At 62.3% G+C, this 13,415-nt stretch carries 14 protein-coding genes; 7 read left to right on the plus strand and 7 right to left on the minus strand.

Annotated features, from left to right (window positions below):
- Nucleotides 1-34 precede the first annotated feature (34 nt).
- On the plus strand, nucleotides 35-1,108 hold the full coding sequence (locus GTK01_RS01160) for a BMP family ABC transporter substrate-binding protein (RefSeq protein WP_252923985.1): 1,074 nt from the start codon (nucleotides 35-37) through the stop codon (nucleotides 1,106-1,108).
- A gap of 140 nt (nucleotides 1,109-1,248) precedes the next feature.
- Here GTK01_RS01160 and rimO read toward each other — a convergent pair whose 3' ends face one another.
- Both rimO and GTK01_RS01170 read right to left on the minus strand, forming a co-directional pair.
- Entirely contained in the window at nucleotides 1,249-2,562 is a 1,314-nt protein-coding gene (gene rimO / locus GTK01_RS01165; protein ID WP_252923986.1) for a 30S ribosomal protein S12 methylthiotransferase RimO, read from the minus strand.
- Between the two features lie 84 nt (nucleotides 2,563-2,646).
- Nucleotides 2,647-3,036: a hypothetical protein gene (locus GTK01_RS01170; protein ID WP_252923988.1), complete on the minus strand. Its 390-nt coding sequence runs from the start codon at nucleotides 3,034-3,036 to the stop codon at nucleotides 2,647-2,649.
- 230 nt (nucleotides 3,037-3,266) lie between these two features.
- Here GTK01_RS01170 and GTK01_RS01175 point away from each other — a divergent pair, with 230 nt between their 5' ends.
- The 6 genes from GTK01_RS01175 to GTK01_RS01200 all read left to right on the plus strand — a co-directional run bounded on the left by GTK01_RS01175 (nucleotide 3,267) and on the right by GTK01_RS01200 (nucleotide 9,185).
- Nucleotides 3,267-3,650, plus strand: a complete 384-nt coding sequence (locus tag GTK01_RS01175; protein ID WP_252923990.1) for a hypothetical protein — start codon at nucleotides 3,267-3,269, stop codon at nucleotides 3,648-3,650.
- A 204-nt stretch (nucleotides 3,651-3,854) separates the two neighbouring features.
- Nucleotides 3,855-5,066 (plus strand): septal ring lytic transglycosylase RlpA family protein, encoded by a 1,212-nt coding sequence (locus GTK01_RS21010; RefSeq protein ID WP_305883878.1) that lies wholly within the window; start codon nucleotides 3,855-3,857, stop codon nucleotides 5,064-5,066.
- A gap of 192 nt (nucleotides 5,067-5,258) precedes the next feature.
- Entirely contained in the window at nucleotides 5,259-6,671 is a 1,413-nt protein-coding gene (locus tag GTK01_RS01185; RefSeq protein WP_371924234.1) for a circularly permuted type 2 ATP-grasp protein, read from the plus strand.
- Between the two features lie 14 nt (nucleotides 6,672-6,685).
- Complete coding sequence (locus GTK01_RS01190) at nucleotides 6,686-7,627, plus strand: alpha-E domain-containing protein (RefSeq protein WP_252923992.1); 942 nt, start codon at nucleotides 6,686-6,688, stop codon at nucleotides 7,625-7,627.
- A gap of 1 nt (nucleotide 7,628) precedes the next feature.
- Complete coding sequence (locus tag GTK01_RS01195) at nucleotides 7,629-8,423, plus strand: transglutaminase family protein (RefSeq protein WP_252923994.1); 795 nt, start codon at nucleotides 7,629-7,631, stop codon at nucleotides 8,421-8,423.
- A gap of 33 nt (nucleotides 8,424-8,456) precedes the next feature.
- The gene (locus GTK01_RS01200; protein WP_252923996.1) at nucleotides 8,457-9,185 is read left to right on the plus strand and encodes a proteasome-type protease; all 729 of its coding nucleotides are present in this window, start codon (nucleotides 8,457-8,459) and stop codon (nucleotides 9,183-9,185) included.
- Nucleotides 9,186-9,237: 52 nt separating this feature from the next.
- On the opposite strand, the gene GTK01_RS21025 is transcribed toward GTK01_RS01200, so the two are convergent.
- From GTK01_RS21025 to trpD, 5 genes are all read right to left on the minus strand, one after another.
- A complete protein-coding gene (locus GTK01_RS21025) occupies nucleotides 9,238-9,792 on the minus strand; it encodes a BA14K family protein (RefSeq protein ID WP_371924235.1) in 555 nt (184 codons plus the stop codon).
- A 116-nt stretch (nucleotides 9,793-9,908) separates the two neighbouring features.
- Nucleotides 9,909-11,117, minus strand: a complete 1,209-nt coding sequence (glp, locus tag GTK01_RS01210) for a gephyrin-like molybdotransferase Glp (protein ID WP_252923998.1) — start codon at nucleotides 11,115-11,117, stop codon at nucleotides 9,909-9,911.
- Nucleotides 11,114-11,602 (minus strand): cyclic pyranopterin monophosphate synthase MoaC, encoded by a 489-nt coding sequence (moaC, locus tag GTK01_RS01215; protein ID WP_252924000.1) that lies wholly within the window; start codon nucleotides 11,600-11,602, stop codon nucleotides 11,114-11,116. The genes glp and moaC overlap by 4 nt, the downstream gene beginning before the upstream one ends.
- Nucleotides 11,599-12,393 carry an indole-3-glycerol phosphate synthase TrpC gene (gene trpC / locus GTK01_RS01220; RefSeq protein ID WP_252924002.1) on the minus strand — a complete coding sequence of 265 codons (795 nt, stop codon included), beginning with the start codon at nucleotides 12,391-12,393 and terminating at the stop codon, nucleotides 11,599-11,601. Before trpC ends, moaC begins: the two co-directional genes overlap by 4 nt.
- Nucleotides 12,393-13,415, minus strand: coding sequence for an anthranilate phosphoribosyltransferase (gene trpD, locus GTK01_RS01225; RefSeq protein WP_252924004.1), 1,023 nt, complete (start codon nucleotides 13,413-13,415; stop codon nucleotides 12,393-12,395). Before trpD ends, trpC begins: the two co-directional genes overlap by 1 nt.

Here is a 13,415-nt window from a genome sequence, read left to right on the forward strand (position 1 = left end):
ATGCCCCTTGGTGACCAACAGAGGACGAACATCCATGAAAACTACGCTTCTTGCTCTGGCAGCTTCCGCTGCAGTGCTCATTCCCGCGGTCGCCTCCGCCCAGGATGATCCGACCAAAGCCTGCTTCATCTATGTGGGTCCGATTGGCGACTTCGGCTGGTCCTATCAGCACCATCAGGGCCTTCTTGAAGCCGAAGAGCATTTCGGCGACAAGCTCGAGACCGCCTATCTCGAAAGCGTGCCGGAAGGCGCCGATGCCGAGCGCGCTATCGAGCGCTTCGCCCGGTCAGGCTGCGACATCATCTTCACGACGTCGTTCGGTTACATGGACGCGACCAACAAGATCGCCGGCCGCTTCCCGGACGTCAAGTTCGAGCACGCCACCGGTTACAAGCGCGAGCACCCGAACGTCGCAACCTACAACTCCAAGTTCCACGAAGGCCGCTACGTACAGGGCGTGATCGCCGCCAAGATGTCGGAAACGGGCGTTGCAGGCTACATCGCCTCCTTCCCGATTCCGGAAGTGGTTATGGGCATCAACGCCTTCCTGCTCGGCGCGCAGTCCATTGATCCGGATTTCCAGGTCAAGGTCGTCTGGGCCAATACGTGGTTCGACCCGGCCAAGGAAGCCGACGCCGCCACCGCGCTGATCGATCAGGGCGTCGACATCATCACGCAGCACACCGACTCGACCGGCCCGATGCAGGTTGCCGCCGACCGCGGCATCAAGGCCTTTGGGCAGGCTTCGGACATGATCGAGTTCGGCAAGGAAACCCAGCTCACTTCGATCATCGACGACTGGGGCCCGTACTACATCGAGCGCATCCAGGCTGTCATGGACGGCACTTGGGAACAGCAGGATGTCTGGGAAGGCATGGCCGAAGGCCACGTTGTGATGGCACCCTACACCAACATGCCCGATGACGTGAAGGCGCTGGCCGAAGAGACCGAAGCCAAGATCAAGTCTGGCGAGTTCGATCCCTTCACCGGCCCGATCAAGAAGCAGGACGGTTCCGACTGGCTCGCCGAAGGCGAAGTCGCCGAAGAAGGCGTGCTTCTCGGAATGAACTTCTACGTCGAAGGCGTCGACGACCAGCTCCCGCAGTAAGCGCGGCTCGCGTAGCGATGGAAATGGGCGCCTTCGGGCGCCCATTTTCGTTTCTGGCAGCAAAGCTCGTGACGGTCAGGGGGCGACGAACTCGCGACAGCGACAACGTTCTTCCAAGGGAGATGGCGTCGAACCGCTGATCAGACCGCCGTGCCGGCAAGGTCGTAGGCCGATGCCTGGTCGATCTTGACGGTCACGACGTCGCCGATCCGCAGCGGACGGCGTGAAGTCACCTGAACCGAACCGTCGATTTCCGGTGCATCGTAGCGCGTACGGCCCTTAGCGGTCAGGCCCGTCGTTTCGTCGATGATGATGGGAAGTCGCTTGCCGACCTTCTTGGCCAGAAGCCTGGCGGAGACCTTCTGCTGGCGCTCCATGAAGCGGTTCCAGCGAATCTGCTTCACCTCGGCCGGCACCTCGGGCAGCGCCATCGCTTCGGACCGCGCACCGCCGACCGGCTCGTATTTGAAGCAACCGGCTCGATCGATCTTTGCCTCGTCGAGCCAGTCAAGGAGCATCTCGAAGTCTTCCTCCGTTTCTCCGGGAAAGCCGACGATGAAGGTGGAGCGCAGGGCGAGATCGGGGCAGATTTCCCGCCATTTGTGGATGCGATCGAGCGTCTTTTCCTGATGCGCCGGGCGGCGCATGTTCTTCAGCACGGCCGGCGAGGCGTGCTGGAACGGGATGTCGAGGTAGGGTAGCACCTTGCCTTCCGCCATCAGCGGGATGACTTCATCGACGTGCGGGTAGGGGTAGACATAGTGGAGACGCACCCACGCGCCCATGTCGCCGAGTTCGCGGCAAAGGTCGAGGAAGCGCGTGCGCACCAGTCGATCCTTCCACTGGCTTTCCTGGTACTTCAGGTCGACGCCGTATGCGCTTGTGTCCTGTGAGATGACGAGGATTTCCTTCACACCGGCCGCGACGAGCTTTTCGGCCTCGCGCAAGACGTCGGCCGCCGGGCGCGAGGCCAGATCGCCGCGCAGCGCGGGGATGATGCAGAAGGTGCAGCGATTGTTGCAGCCCTCGGAAATCTTGAGATAGGCGTAGTGTCGCGGCGTCAGCTTTACGCCCTGGGCAGGAATGAGATCGATGAATGGCTCATGGGCGGGCGGGACGGCCTCGTGCACAGCTCCCATCACGCTTTCATAGGCCTGCGGGCCGGTGATCGCGAGCACGTTCGGGTGCTTCTGGCGGATCAGTTCCGGCGTCGCACCCATGCAGCCGGTCACGATGACCTTGCCGTTCTCCTTCATCGCCTGGCCGATTGCCTCAAGCGACTCGTCGCGCGCGGAATCCAGGAAGCCGCAGGTGTTGACCACCACGACATCCGCGCCGTCATGCTTGCGCGAGATTTCGTAGCCTTCAGCGCGTAGGCGCGTGATGATCCGTTCGGAATCGACCAGCGCCTTCGGGCACCCAAGGCTGACGAACGAGACGCGCGGCGCTGACATGATCTGCGGACCTTCCGGATATCTGGCAATTTTGGAGATGCGCCGGCGCCATAACATACAAGATCCCTGCTGGCACCCCTGCAATCACTCCTGCGACAGTTCGGGCGCACCGGCGCTGGGGTCCGAGGAGGGAAGGGAGCGCGTGAAGGTCCGTCCGGCGAAGATAACTGTCAAAAGGTCAGGCGCGGACATCTGGTGTATTGCGCCATCCGTGCAGGTATAGACCGGCCAACCAGCCGGCTCGCAAAAGACGTAGGTCGTCCAGTTCGCGGCGGCCGTCCAAATCTCCATCCGGAACGAGCTGTCAGGCATGCGCCGGATCGTTGAGCCGTCCTGCGCCTCCCAGAAAAATGGGATGATCGTCGGACTTGAACGCGCATGGTCGAATGCGACGGAGAGAGGCTTCGGGCCATGGATGAACCAGTTGAGGCGCGCCCGCGTCATGGTGCTTGCAAAGCGGTCAGGCAGCGCCATCGGGCGCGGCGGCTCCAGGAGCCGATCATTCGCTGCCCCGGGGCCCGTCATCGCGAGCACCGCTGCAATCACTGGAAAATGCCGCAGAGAGGTCGCCAACTTGTCTGTCGCTCCCGATACCCTGAGCTGGAAGCGATACGCCATCGCGTCAGTTTGCGCCAGTTTTGCGAAACCGAAACCGACGCGCGAACGTATTGCACGTTATCGCCAGATGAAGCGGGAGTTGACTCATGCATTGCAAAGCACGGTTCGTCGTCGCACTCGGATTGCTTGCCACCGCGCCGGCTGTTGCGCAGACACTGGACGGCGCGGACATCGAAAGCCTGATTGGCGACAAGCGCGTCCTGCTTTCGACGCCCTACGGCCTTGAACTCCCGCTGCGCTACAGCGGGAACGGCGATGTCACCGGCGACATATCCGGCTTCACGATGGCGTCGATGTTCACGCCGAGCGAAACCGGTCGCTGGTGGGTCGACGGCGACCAGCTCTGCCAGCAGTTTCCGACATGGTACGACGGCCAGACCTACTGTTTCGCGATTGAACAGACTGGCGAACGGACGATTTCATGGCGGCGCAACGATGGTCTGGAAGGCACGGCCCGCATCGAAGGCTGATCGGCGGCAATTTAGTCAAACTTTAACCATGTCAGCAACGCGGCAGTAGCTGCCACATTCACGCCCGGTTCCAAACACAATCGATTAATACGCAGCTAAACAATTCGTGCGATCCACAGGATTGCTCGATGGTGGACGCAGGCAATACGTCCAAATAGGTTTTGGCTGCGCATATTCGTAGCATTGGGGATCGGGGACATACATATGGCCGAACTTGGGCGCCGCAGCACGAAGACGCTTGGCTCGATCCTGGCTCTGATTTGTGGCGCGGCATTGCTTGCCGCCTGTTCAACCGGTCCCTCTCAGGTTGCCAACGGCAAGCCGAAGCGCTCCAAGGAGTACTTTGCCGAATCCGAGTACGGGGTAAAGGCGAGCCCACGCGTCTCGCATCTTGCGTCGAACCTGCCGCGCGGCGGTGGCCGCGACCAGATCGGCAAGCCCTACCAGGTGCGCGGCAAGTGGTACACGCCGAAGGAAGACCCCGACTATCGCAGCGCGGGCCTTGCGAGTTGGTATGGCGACGCCTTCCACGGTCGACTGACCGCAAACGGCGAAGTCTACGACAAGACGCATCTGACGGCGGCGCATCCGACCATGCCGCTGCCCAGCTATGCCCGCGTTACCAACAAGAAGAACGGCAGTTCCGTTATCGTGCGCGTCAACGACCGCGGGCCATTCGCCAAAGGCAGGGTTATCGACCTGTCGCAGCGCGCCGCCGAAATGCTCGACTACAAGAATAGCGGCGTCGCCGAGGTTGCAGTGGAATATGTCGGTCGCGCCCCGCTGCACGGTCTTGATGACGAGTATCTGGTGGCGTCCTACCGCCCAGGCAATGCCGCACCCGACCCGTCGGATGGCCTGCCGACTGGCGTGATGATCGCCATGAATGGCTCTACGCCGACATCGCCCATTCCGACCGCTGCCCCAATGCCGCAGACAGCGCCGTTTCCCGGCCAGTTGATGCCGGCGCCGGCGGCCGACGGCCATCTCGTGCTGCCCGACGTTGTGCCGATCGTGCCGTCGCGTCCGTCTGTAACTCTTGCTTCTGCAGGGGCCGCTTCCGGCATTATCCTCGCCTACGCCGACGAGCGCGTCAGCACGGCAAGCGCGGTCTCGAGCTTCGGTGCGCACCAGCTCGACGCTGATGCCGTCATCGCGTCATTCGCCCGTTCCACGGCGGCGCGGGAAGGAACCGGCGCTCCGGACTACATCAATGCCGGCGCGTTTGCGTCGAAGGCCGAGGCGATTGCTGTTGCGGCACAGTTCGCCCAGCTGGCCGATGCGGCGATCGAATCCGATCCCTCTGGCAGGTGGTTCGCTGTCAGCGTCGAGGAAAACGGCCGTGCCTCGCTTGACCAGATTCTGCGTCATGCCTGGGCGCACGGCGCGCTGGACGCGATGATCGTCCGCAACTGATCCCACTTTATTGCAGTTTGGAACGCGTCGTGATCCGGCGCGTTACTGTCTTGCTACTGGCTGAATCCGAACCAATCCGCACAAGGATTGGGCAAGTTTTTCAGCGCGAGTGCAAAGGGGGAGCTCCATCATTTCAAACACTTGCTTTTTCCAGAACGAAGCTTTCGAATGCGACGAGAGGGGAGTTCTCGCGTGGTAGCTTTCGACGAAATGCGCCCGGAAAGTGCCGGGCTTCGAAATCCTTATTCTGAATATGACAACTGGCTGAACGAGCAGGACACTGCCCGGCTCGGCCAGAAGATGAAAGACGCCGAGAACGTCTTTCGGCGCACCGGCATCACCTTCGCCGTCTATGGCGAACAAAACGCCGCCGAGCGCCTTATCCCCTTTGACATCGTGCCGCGAATATTGGCCGGGGCCGAGTGGCGGCGCCTGACGCAGGGCATCGAGCAGCGCGTGCAGGCGCTGAACGCTTTCCTCGAGGATATCTATCACCGCCAGGAGATCTTGCGGGCAGGGCGCATCCCGCGCGAGCTGATCGCCGGAAATGTCGCGTTCTTGCCGGAGATGATTGGTGTGCGCCCGCCCGCCGGTGTCTACACGCATATTATAGGCACGGACATCGTGCGCACGGGCGAGAACGAGTTCTACGTTCTGGAGGACAACGCGCGTACCCCTTCGGGCGTCTCCTACATGATCGAGAACCGCGAGACGATGATGCAGCTCTTCCCCGAGCTCTTCAAACGCGTCAAAGTCCGCCCGGTCGAGAACTATCCGCAATTGCTGCGCCAGTCGCTGGCCGCCGTCGCTCCGCGTACGGCCCACGAACAGCCGACCATCGCCGTTCTGACGCCAGGCAGCTTCAACTCAGCCTATTTCGAACATGCTTTTTTGGCCGATCACATGGGCGTCGAGCTTGTCGAGGGGGAGGATCTACGCGTCGTCGACGGACACGTCGCCATGCGCACGACGGAAGGTTACAAGCGTATTGACGTGCTCTATCGCCGCGTCGATGACGACTTCCTCGATCCGCTGACCTTCAACCCGGATTCGGTTCTCGGCGTGCCGGGTATCATGGATGTCTACCGCGCTGGCAACATCACCATCGCCAATGCCCCTGGCACAGGCATCGCCGACGACAAGGCGATCTACTCCTACATGCCTGAGATCGTGGAGTTCTATACGGGGCGGAAAGCGATCCTCGGCAACATTCCCACTTGGCGCTGCTCCGAGCCCGCCAGCCTGTCCTATGTGCTGGAGCATCTTGCCGAACTGGTCGTCAAGGAAGTGCACGGATCGGGTGGCTACGGAATGCTGGTCGGCCCGGCCGCCTCGAAGAAGGAGCGCGAAGCCTTCTCCGAGAAGCTTCGCGCCCGGCCCGGCAACTATATCGCTCAACCGACGCTGGCTCTTTCGACGTGCCCGATCCTGACGGATGCCGGACTTGCACCGCGCCATGTCGATCTGCGTCCCTTCGTGCTCGTTTCCGACCGCATCCGCATCGTTCCCGGCGGGCTGACGCGCGTCGCCCTCAAGCCCGGTTCCCTGGTCGTCAACTCCTCCCAAGGGGGTGGCACCAAGGATACCTGGGTACTGGACGATTAGAGGGGGCGAGACGGATGCTGCTGGGACGTACGGCCAACGGCCTTTACTGGATGGCCCGCTACATCGAGCGGGCCGAGAACATGGCGCGCCTCGTCGATGCGGGCCTGCGTATGGCGCTTACGCGCAACGAAGGCGATGTCGAGGAGTGGACTTCGGTCATTGTCTCGAGCGGCGTGGAGGCCGGCTTTCGTCAAAAGCACGCGGAATTCAACGCGGCAAATGTCTGTGACTACCTTCTGCGTGACGTCGAGAACGGGTCGAGCGTGCTGTCGTCGATCGAGACCGCGCGTACGAACGCGCGGATGGTCCGGACGGCGCTGACCCGCGAGACTTGGGAGAGCATCAACGATGCCTGGATGTCGTTCAGGCGCATGTTGGCGTCCCCGATCGACGAGCGCGAAGTGCCGAAGGTCCTCGACGCGATCAAGCGCGAAACTGCGCAGATCCGCGGCGCCTTCCAAGGCACCATGCTGCGCAACGAGATCTACGATTTCTGCCAACTCGGCCTCCACGTCGAGCGCGCCGACAACACCGCACGCATTCTCGACGTGAAATACTACGTTCTCCTGCCGTCCATTTCCTGGGTGGGCTCGTCGATGGACAACTACCAGTGGGAATCCATTCTGCGCTCGGTTTCGGCGCACCGATCCTATCGCTGGGTCTATGATGCCGCCTACAAGCCGACGAACATCGCCGAATTTCTGATCTTGTCGCGCCGTATGCCTCGTTCGCTGGCCTTTTGCTATCGCATGATTGACGAAAGCCTCGAGGGGCTGGCCAACGATTACGGCAATCGACACGCCTCGCACGAGATGTGCGAAGCTACGCTGTCGCGGTTGAAGCGGATGACCATCAAGGATGTGCTCGATGAAGGCCTGCACGAATTCCTGACCGATTTCCTTGTCCGCACGAACAATCTGGGCGACCAGGTTGCACGCGATTACAGGTTCTTCTGAGATGCTGCTGAACATCGTCCACCAGACGACTTATCGCTACGACCAGCGTCTGCCCTATGCACTGCAGCGGGTCCGGCTGATCCCGCGCACTGACGCGCTGCAAACGGTCGATCGGTGGGAGCTTTCCTACGAAGGCGCACGCGAGGAAGTGCGTTTCGTCGACCATTTTGGCAATCAGTGCCGGCTGTTGAGCACCGAACCTGGTGCGAGCCAGATCGTCATCACGGCGAAGGGCATGGTGACGACCCGGGATCAGACCGGCGTGGCCGGCCAGCATGCCGGCTTTGCGCCGCTATGGCTGTTCGAGCGCGAAACGCCGCTGACCATGCCGTCAGATGCGCTCGGCGCGTTGTCAAAACCGCTCGGTGGGCCTGAAACACTGGAACTTCTTCACGATCTGATGGACGCAATCGCAAAGCGCGTCGCCTACGTACCCGGCTCGACGACCTCCGAGACGACGGCCGACGCGGCGCTGGCGGCGGGGCAGGGCGTCTGTCAGGATCATACCCACATCTTCATTTCCGTCGTACGTATGCAGGGTCTGCCTGCCCGTTATGTCAGCGGCTATCTGATGATGGACGACACGACGCAGCAGGTCGCTACTCACGCCTGGGCCGAAGCCCATGTGCCCGGACTGGGCTGGGTCGGCTTCGACGTTTCCAACAGCATGTGCCCGGACGAGCGTTATGTGCGAGTCGCCTTCGGTCGCGACTATCGCGATGCGATGCCGGTCGCCGGAATCCGTCAGGGACAAGCTCACGAAGAGCTTGAAGTGCGAGTGACTGTCGAGCAGTAATCATCGCTACGCTATTTCTCAGGCAGCGATTCGATGACCTATTGCGTTGGCCTCAAGATCGATCGGGGGCTCGTCTTCATGTCCGATACCCGGACGAATGCGGGCATCGACAGCATTTCCACCTTCCGCAAGATGACTGTTTGGAAGAAGGAGGGCGACCGCGTCATCGTCCTTCTATCGGCGGGCAATCTTGCAACCACGCAATCCGTCGTCAGCTTGCTCGACGAGCGCTCCAAGGCCCATGCGGACCGCGCGCCCTCCATTCTCGAGACGCCTTCAATGTTTCAGACCGCGCGCCTCGTGGGCGACACGGTCAAGGAGGTGATCTCGAACTCGGCACCGGTCGGCCAGCGGGCAGACGCATTCGGCGCGTCCTTCATCCTCGGCGGCCAGATGAAGGGTTCGGAGCCACGCCTGTTCATGATTTATCCGGAAGGCAATTTCATCGAGGCCTCCGATGACACGCCCTTCTTCCAGATCGGCGAAACCAAATATGGCAAGCCAATCCTCGTTCGCGCATATGACCCGCAGATGACGTTCGCCGAGACTGCAAAGCTGTTGATGGTGTCCTTTGACTCGACTCTGAAATCAAACCTTTCCGTAGGCCTCCCGCTCGACATGCTGTTCCTGGCGCGCGACAGCTACAGAATAGAACTGCAAAAGCGAATCGGCGGCGACGACCCGTATTATCGTCAGATTTCTGAAGGTTGGTCAGATGCGCTCAGGAATGCATTCAAGAGCTTGCCAGACTTTCCCGGCTGAGACGAAAAAGGCGGCTAAGCCGCCTTTTCGTTGATCCCCATCTATTGCTCGCTCAATAGTAAGGCGAACGGCACTGACGGCGTGGCCCGTTATAGGGCTGGAACGTGTTGTCCGAAGCGCGATACGAACGGTAGCGATCGTAGCACCACTCGACATGCGCACTGCCGTAGTCGCGCACCACAGCGCGTGGTGGCGATGCAAGCGCACCACCAATTATCGCGCCCGTGATGAAGGCTGCTCCCGGATACCAGAAGCCATCATCATAGCGGCGGTAGCCCGGCCGGTAGTCGCGATACCCACGATAGCCGCGATAGTAGCCACGCCGGTCACGGTCGCGATCCCACCTGCGGTCGGATCGGCGGTCACGGTCCCAGCGACGGTCCGCCCGGCGCTCGATGCGGCGCTCGACATTGCCTGCCCACGGACTGAATTGTCGATCGGGATCGATCGCCCGGAACGAGCCAGGGAATTGGCCTTGATTGGTCTGAACTCGCTCGACGGTGGATGGAACCGATATATCGACGCGCGGCAGTGCCGACGCGTGCCCCGTCATGCCGAGCGGCAGCGCCATTGCGAGCGCGATGAAACCTGACATTAACCTTTTCATGACGACCTCCGAAATGGATTGGAACGCAAGTCCCTTTGTCACAAAATGAAATGACGTGAGGTAAGTTCCCGACCATACCGGTCAAAGACCCCGGTCGGAAGATCAAAAGCCGGTGATCAGCCGATCGTGCGCAACATGAGGACGCGGCACGCGTCTCCGCGCCCCAGCGCCGGTGCGAAAGGCGGCCGTACGATCAGGCAATTCGCTTGGGCAAGCATGCGCAGCATCGACGAGTCTTGGAGGGTGAGCGGCGTAACGATCAGATCGCCATCGCCATCGAGGCGCGCGACGGCTCGGACATAGTCCTGGCGCCGGTCGTTTTCGCCAAGCGAGCCATCGAGCACTGCCCTAGGCAGGTGTTCGCTCGCAGGCTGGCCTTGCAGCGCGGCAAGCAACGGCCGCAGGAACAGATCGGCGCAAACCATTGCGGAAACTGGATTGCCGGGCAGGCCAAGGACCGAAGCGGCACCGAGACGTCCCGCCATCAGCGGTTTGCCGGGGCGCATCGCGATCTTCCAGAAAGCAAGTTCAACGCCCTTTGTCTCAAAGACCGTCGCGGTCAGGTCGTGATCGCCAACGGAGGCGCCGCCAAGTGTGACGATCACGTCGCATCCCACCTCCACCGCGCGATCGAGCGCCGCCCCGATCGCCGCCTCATCATCAGCGACAATGCCCAGATCGATCGCTTCTGCGCCCGCATCGCGGATGATCTGCCCAACGCCAAAACTGTTCGACGCGATGATCTGGTCGTCGGTTCGCGGCTCGCCGGGCAGGACGAGTTCGTCGCCTGTCGCGATGATCGCAACCCGCGGCCGGCGCACAACCCGAACGGCCGGGACATCGGCCGCCGCGATTAGGGCCAGAGCTTGCGGGTCGATCCGGCGACCCGCTTCGAGGAGCACATCGCCTGCATGAAAATCGAGCCCCGCGCGGCGTATATGCCGCCCGACGGAAACAGTCTCGGTCGCGATGACTGCCGCGCCGTCGCGGTCGGCATTCTCCTGGATCAGAATCGTATCCGCGCCATCGGGAACAGGGGCTCCGGTAAAGATGCGCACCGCCTCGCCGGGTTCTACGAATCCTGAAAAACGTCGCCCTGCAGCGGATTCGCCGATCACGGTCAGGCGGGCAGGGACGTTGGCGACATCGTCCGCCCGCACCGCATAGCCGTCCATCGCCGAGGCATCGAAGGGGGGATGCGTTCGCCCGGCAACGATGGGCGCCGCCAGAACACGATTCCCCGCAGCATGAAGCGCGACGGTTTCCTCGTCGAGTCGCTCGACACCGGCCAACAGCCGCTCCAGCGCCTCGGCGACCGGTATCATGGGTTCTGCTTGCCGCGCCGGAAGTCGCCCGACTTGCCGCCGCTCTTTTCGACCAGCCGCACGTCGCTGATAGTCATCGCCTTGTCGAGCGCCTTGGCCATGTCGTAGATCGTCAGGCAGGCGACCGACACCGCAGTCAACGCCTCCATTTCGACACCGGTCTGGCCCTTCAACCGCACCTCTGCAACGACGCGCAAGCCGGGGAGTGCGGCATCCGGCTCGATTTCGACCGTGATTTTCGTCAGGAGCAGCGGATGGCAAAGCGGGATCAGGTCGGAAGTCTTCTTCGCCGCCATGATTCCGGCCAGCCGGGCCGTCCCAAGCACATCGCCCTTTTTGGCGTTGCCAGCCAGGATCGCATCGAGCGTCGCGGCATCCATGCGCACTTGCCCTTCGGCCACGGCGGCGCGGTGCGTCTCGTACTTGTCGCCGACATCGACCATATGTGCTTCGCCGGTCGCTCCGATGTGGGTAAGGCCGCTCATTCGTCCCCCAGAAGCGCCCGTGTGGCGCCCGCGACGTCGTCGCGGCGCATCAGGCTTTCGCCGACAAGGAACGTGTTGATCCCCACCGCGCACAGCCTGTCGCAGTCGGACCGTGTGAAGATTCCGCTTTCGCCAATGATGACGCGGTCGTCGGGGATCAGCTTGGCAAGACGCTCGGACGTCGCCAGATCGACCTCGAAAGTGCGCAGATTGCGGTTGTTGATGCCGATCAGTGGCGAGCGCAGTTGCAGCGCGCGTTCGGTCTCGGTCTCGTCGTGAACCTCGACCAGCGCTGCCATTCCAAGCTCGTGCGCCGCGTCTTCGATATCGCGTGCCAGTTCGTCGTCAACGCTCGCCATGATGATCAGGACAGCATCGGCGCCCCATGCACGGGCTTCGTACACCTGGTAGACGTCGAAGAGAAAATCCTTGCGCAAGGCGGGCAGGGCACAGCTCTCGCGCGCGGCCATCAGAAAGGCGGGCGAGCCTTGGAAAGACAGCGCATCCGTCAGGACCGAAAGGCACGCCGCGCCGCCGGCCTCATAGGCGCGCGCGAGCGACGGCGGGTCGAAGTCGGAACGGATCAGGCCCTTCGATGGGCTCGCCTTCTTGATCTCGGCGATCAGTGCCGGCTTGCCCGCTGCGTGCTTCGAGCGGATCGAGCCGGTGAAATCGCGCGCCGCGGGCATGTCCTTCGCCGCCCGCAGGATGTCGCCAAGCGGGATCGCCGTCTTCGCGGCAGCGATCTCCTCACGCTTGTATGCTTCGATCTTGCGCAGGATATCGGCCATCACGCAGTCCTTGCGCGGTTGGAAACCTCGACCAGGTCTGCCAGACACTTTCTGGCCTTGCCCTCGTCAATCGACTTGCCGGCGAGTTCGAGTCCTGCCTCCAGCGTGCGTGCGCGACCGGCCACGACAAGCGCACCGGCAGCGTTGAGCATCGCAATGTCGCGGTAGGCTCCTTGTGCGCCCTCCAGGACACCGCGCAAGGCCTCCGCATTCGCCTGCGCATCGCCGCCCTTGAGCTCTTCCGCCCGGGCGCGCCGAAGACCAAATTGCTCGGGTTCGATCTCGAACGTGTGGATTTCGCCATCCTCCAGCGCAGCCACCTGGGTGATGCCGGCGGTCGTCATTTCGTCCAGCCCGTCGCCATGGACGACCCAGACGCGCGACGAGCCCAGCTTCTTGAGAACTTCGGCGATCGGCTCCAGCCAAAATGGGGAAAAAACGCCGACGAGCTGGTTGGAGACACCGGCCGGGTTGGAAAGCGGTCCGAGAAGGTTGAAGATCGTGCGTGTGCCAAGTTCGACGCGGCTCGGCCCGACATGGCGCATCGCGGCGTGATGCGCTGGAGCGAACATGAAGCCAAGGCCGGCCTCCCGGATGCAGGAGGAGATCTCTCGCGGTCCAAGCTCAATATTGACGCCCAGTGCCGCCAGCGCGTCAGCCGCTCCCGAGCGCGAGGAGAGGGCACGATTGCCATGCTTGGCGACCGGCACGCCAGCCCCCGACACGATGAAGGCCGCGCAAGTCGATACGTTGTAGGAACCCGACGCGTCACCGCCTGTGCCGACGATGTCGACGGCGTCCGGCGGCGCTTCGACGCGCAGCATCTTGGCCCGCATGGTCGCCACCGCGCCCGAGATTTCCGGCACCGTCTCGCCTCGCACGCGAAGCGCCATCAAGAAACCGCCGATCTGGCTTGGCGTCGCTTCGCCCGACATCATGATGTCGAACGCCTTGCGCGCATCCTCGAAGGAGAGCGTTTCTCCCGATGCAACCCGCGCGATATGTTCTTTCAGATCGGCCAT

It is taken from the genome of Aliihoeflea sp. 40Bstr573 (assembly GCF_024105655.1).
In the GTDB taxonomy this organism is placed as follows: Bacteria; Pseudomonadota; Alphaproteobacteria; order Rhizobiales; family Rhizobiaceae; genus Aliihoeflea.

What these genes read in the sequence shown, in the direction of transcription:
- GTK01_RS01160 (WP_252923985.1), top strand. Translation starts at nt 35, where the DNA reads ATGAAAACTACGCTTCTTGCTCTGGCAGCTTCCGCTGCAGTGCTCATT.
- rimO (WP_252923986.1), bottom strand. Translation starts at nt 2,562, where the DNA reads ATGTCAGCGCCGCGCGTCTCGTTCGTCAGCCTTGGGTGCCCGAAGGCG.
- GTK01_RS01170 (WP_252923988.1), bottom strand. Translation starts at nt 3,036, where the DNA reads ATGGCGCTGCCTGACCGCTTTGCAAGCACCATGACGCGGGCGCGCCTC.
- GTK01_RS01175 (WP_252923990.1), top strand. Translation starts at nt 3,267, where the DNA reads ATGCATTGCAAAGCACGGTTCGTCGTCGCACTCGGATTGCTTGCCACC.
- GTK01_RS21010 (WP_305883878.1), top strand. Translation starts at nt 3,855, where the DNA reads ATGGCCGAACTTGGGCGCCGCAGCACGAAGACGCTTGGCTCGATCCTG.
- GTK01_RS01190 (WP_252923992.1), top strand. Translation starts at nt 6,686, where the DNA reads ATGCTGCTGGGACGTACGGCCAACGGCCTTTACTGGATGGCCCGCTAC.
- GTK01_RS01195 (WP_252923994.1), top strand. Translation starts at nt 7,629, where the DNA reads ATGCTGCTGAACATCGTCCACCAGACGACTTATCGCTACGACCAGCGT.
- GTK01_RS01200 (WP_252923996.1), top strand. Translation starts at nt 8,457, where the DNA reads ATGACCTATTGCGTTGGCCTCAAGATCGATCGGGGGCTCGTCTTCATG.
- GTK01_RS21025 (WP_371924235.1), bottom strand. Translation starts at nt 9,792, where the DNA reads ATGAAAAGGTTAATGTCAGGTTTCATCGCGCTCGCAATGGCGCTGCCG.
- glp (WP_252923998.1), bottom strand. Translation starts at nt 11,117, where the DNA reads ATGATACCGGTCGCCGAGGCGCTGGAGCGGCTGTTGGCCGGTGTCGAG.
- moaC (WP_252924000.1), bottom strand. Translation starts at nt 11,602, where the DNA reads ATGAGCGGCCTTACCCACATCGGAGCGACCGGCGAAGCACATATGGTC.
- trpC (WP_252924002.1), bottom strand. Translation starts at nt 12,393, where the DNA reads ATGGCCGATATCCTGCGCAAGATCGAAGCATACAAGCGTGAGGAGATC.
- trpD (WP_252924004.1), bottom strand. Translation starts at nt 13,415, where the DNA reads ATGGCCGATCTGAAAGAACATATCGCGCGGGTTGCATCGGGAGAAACG.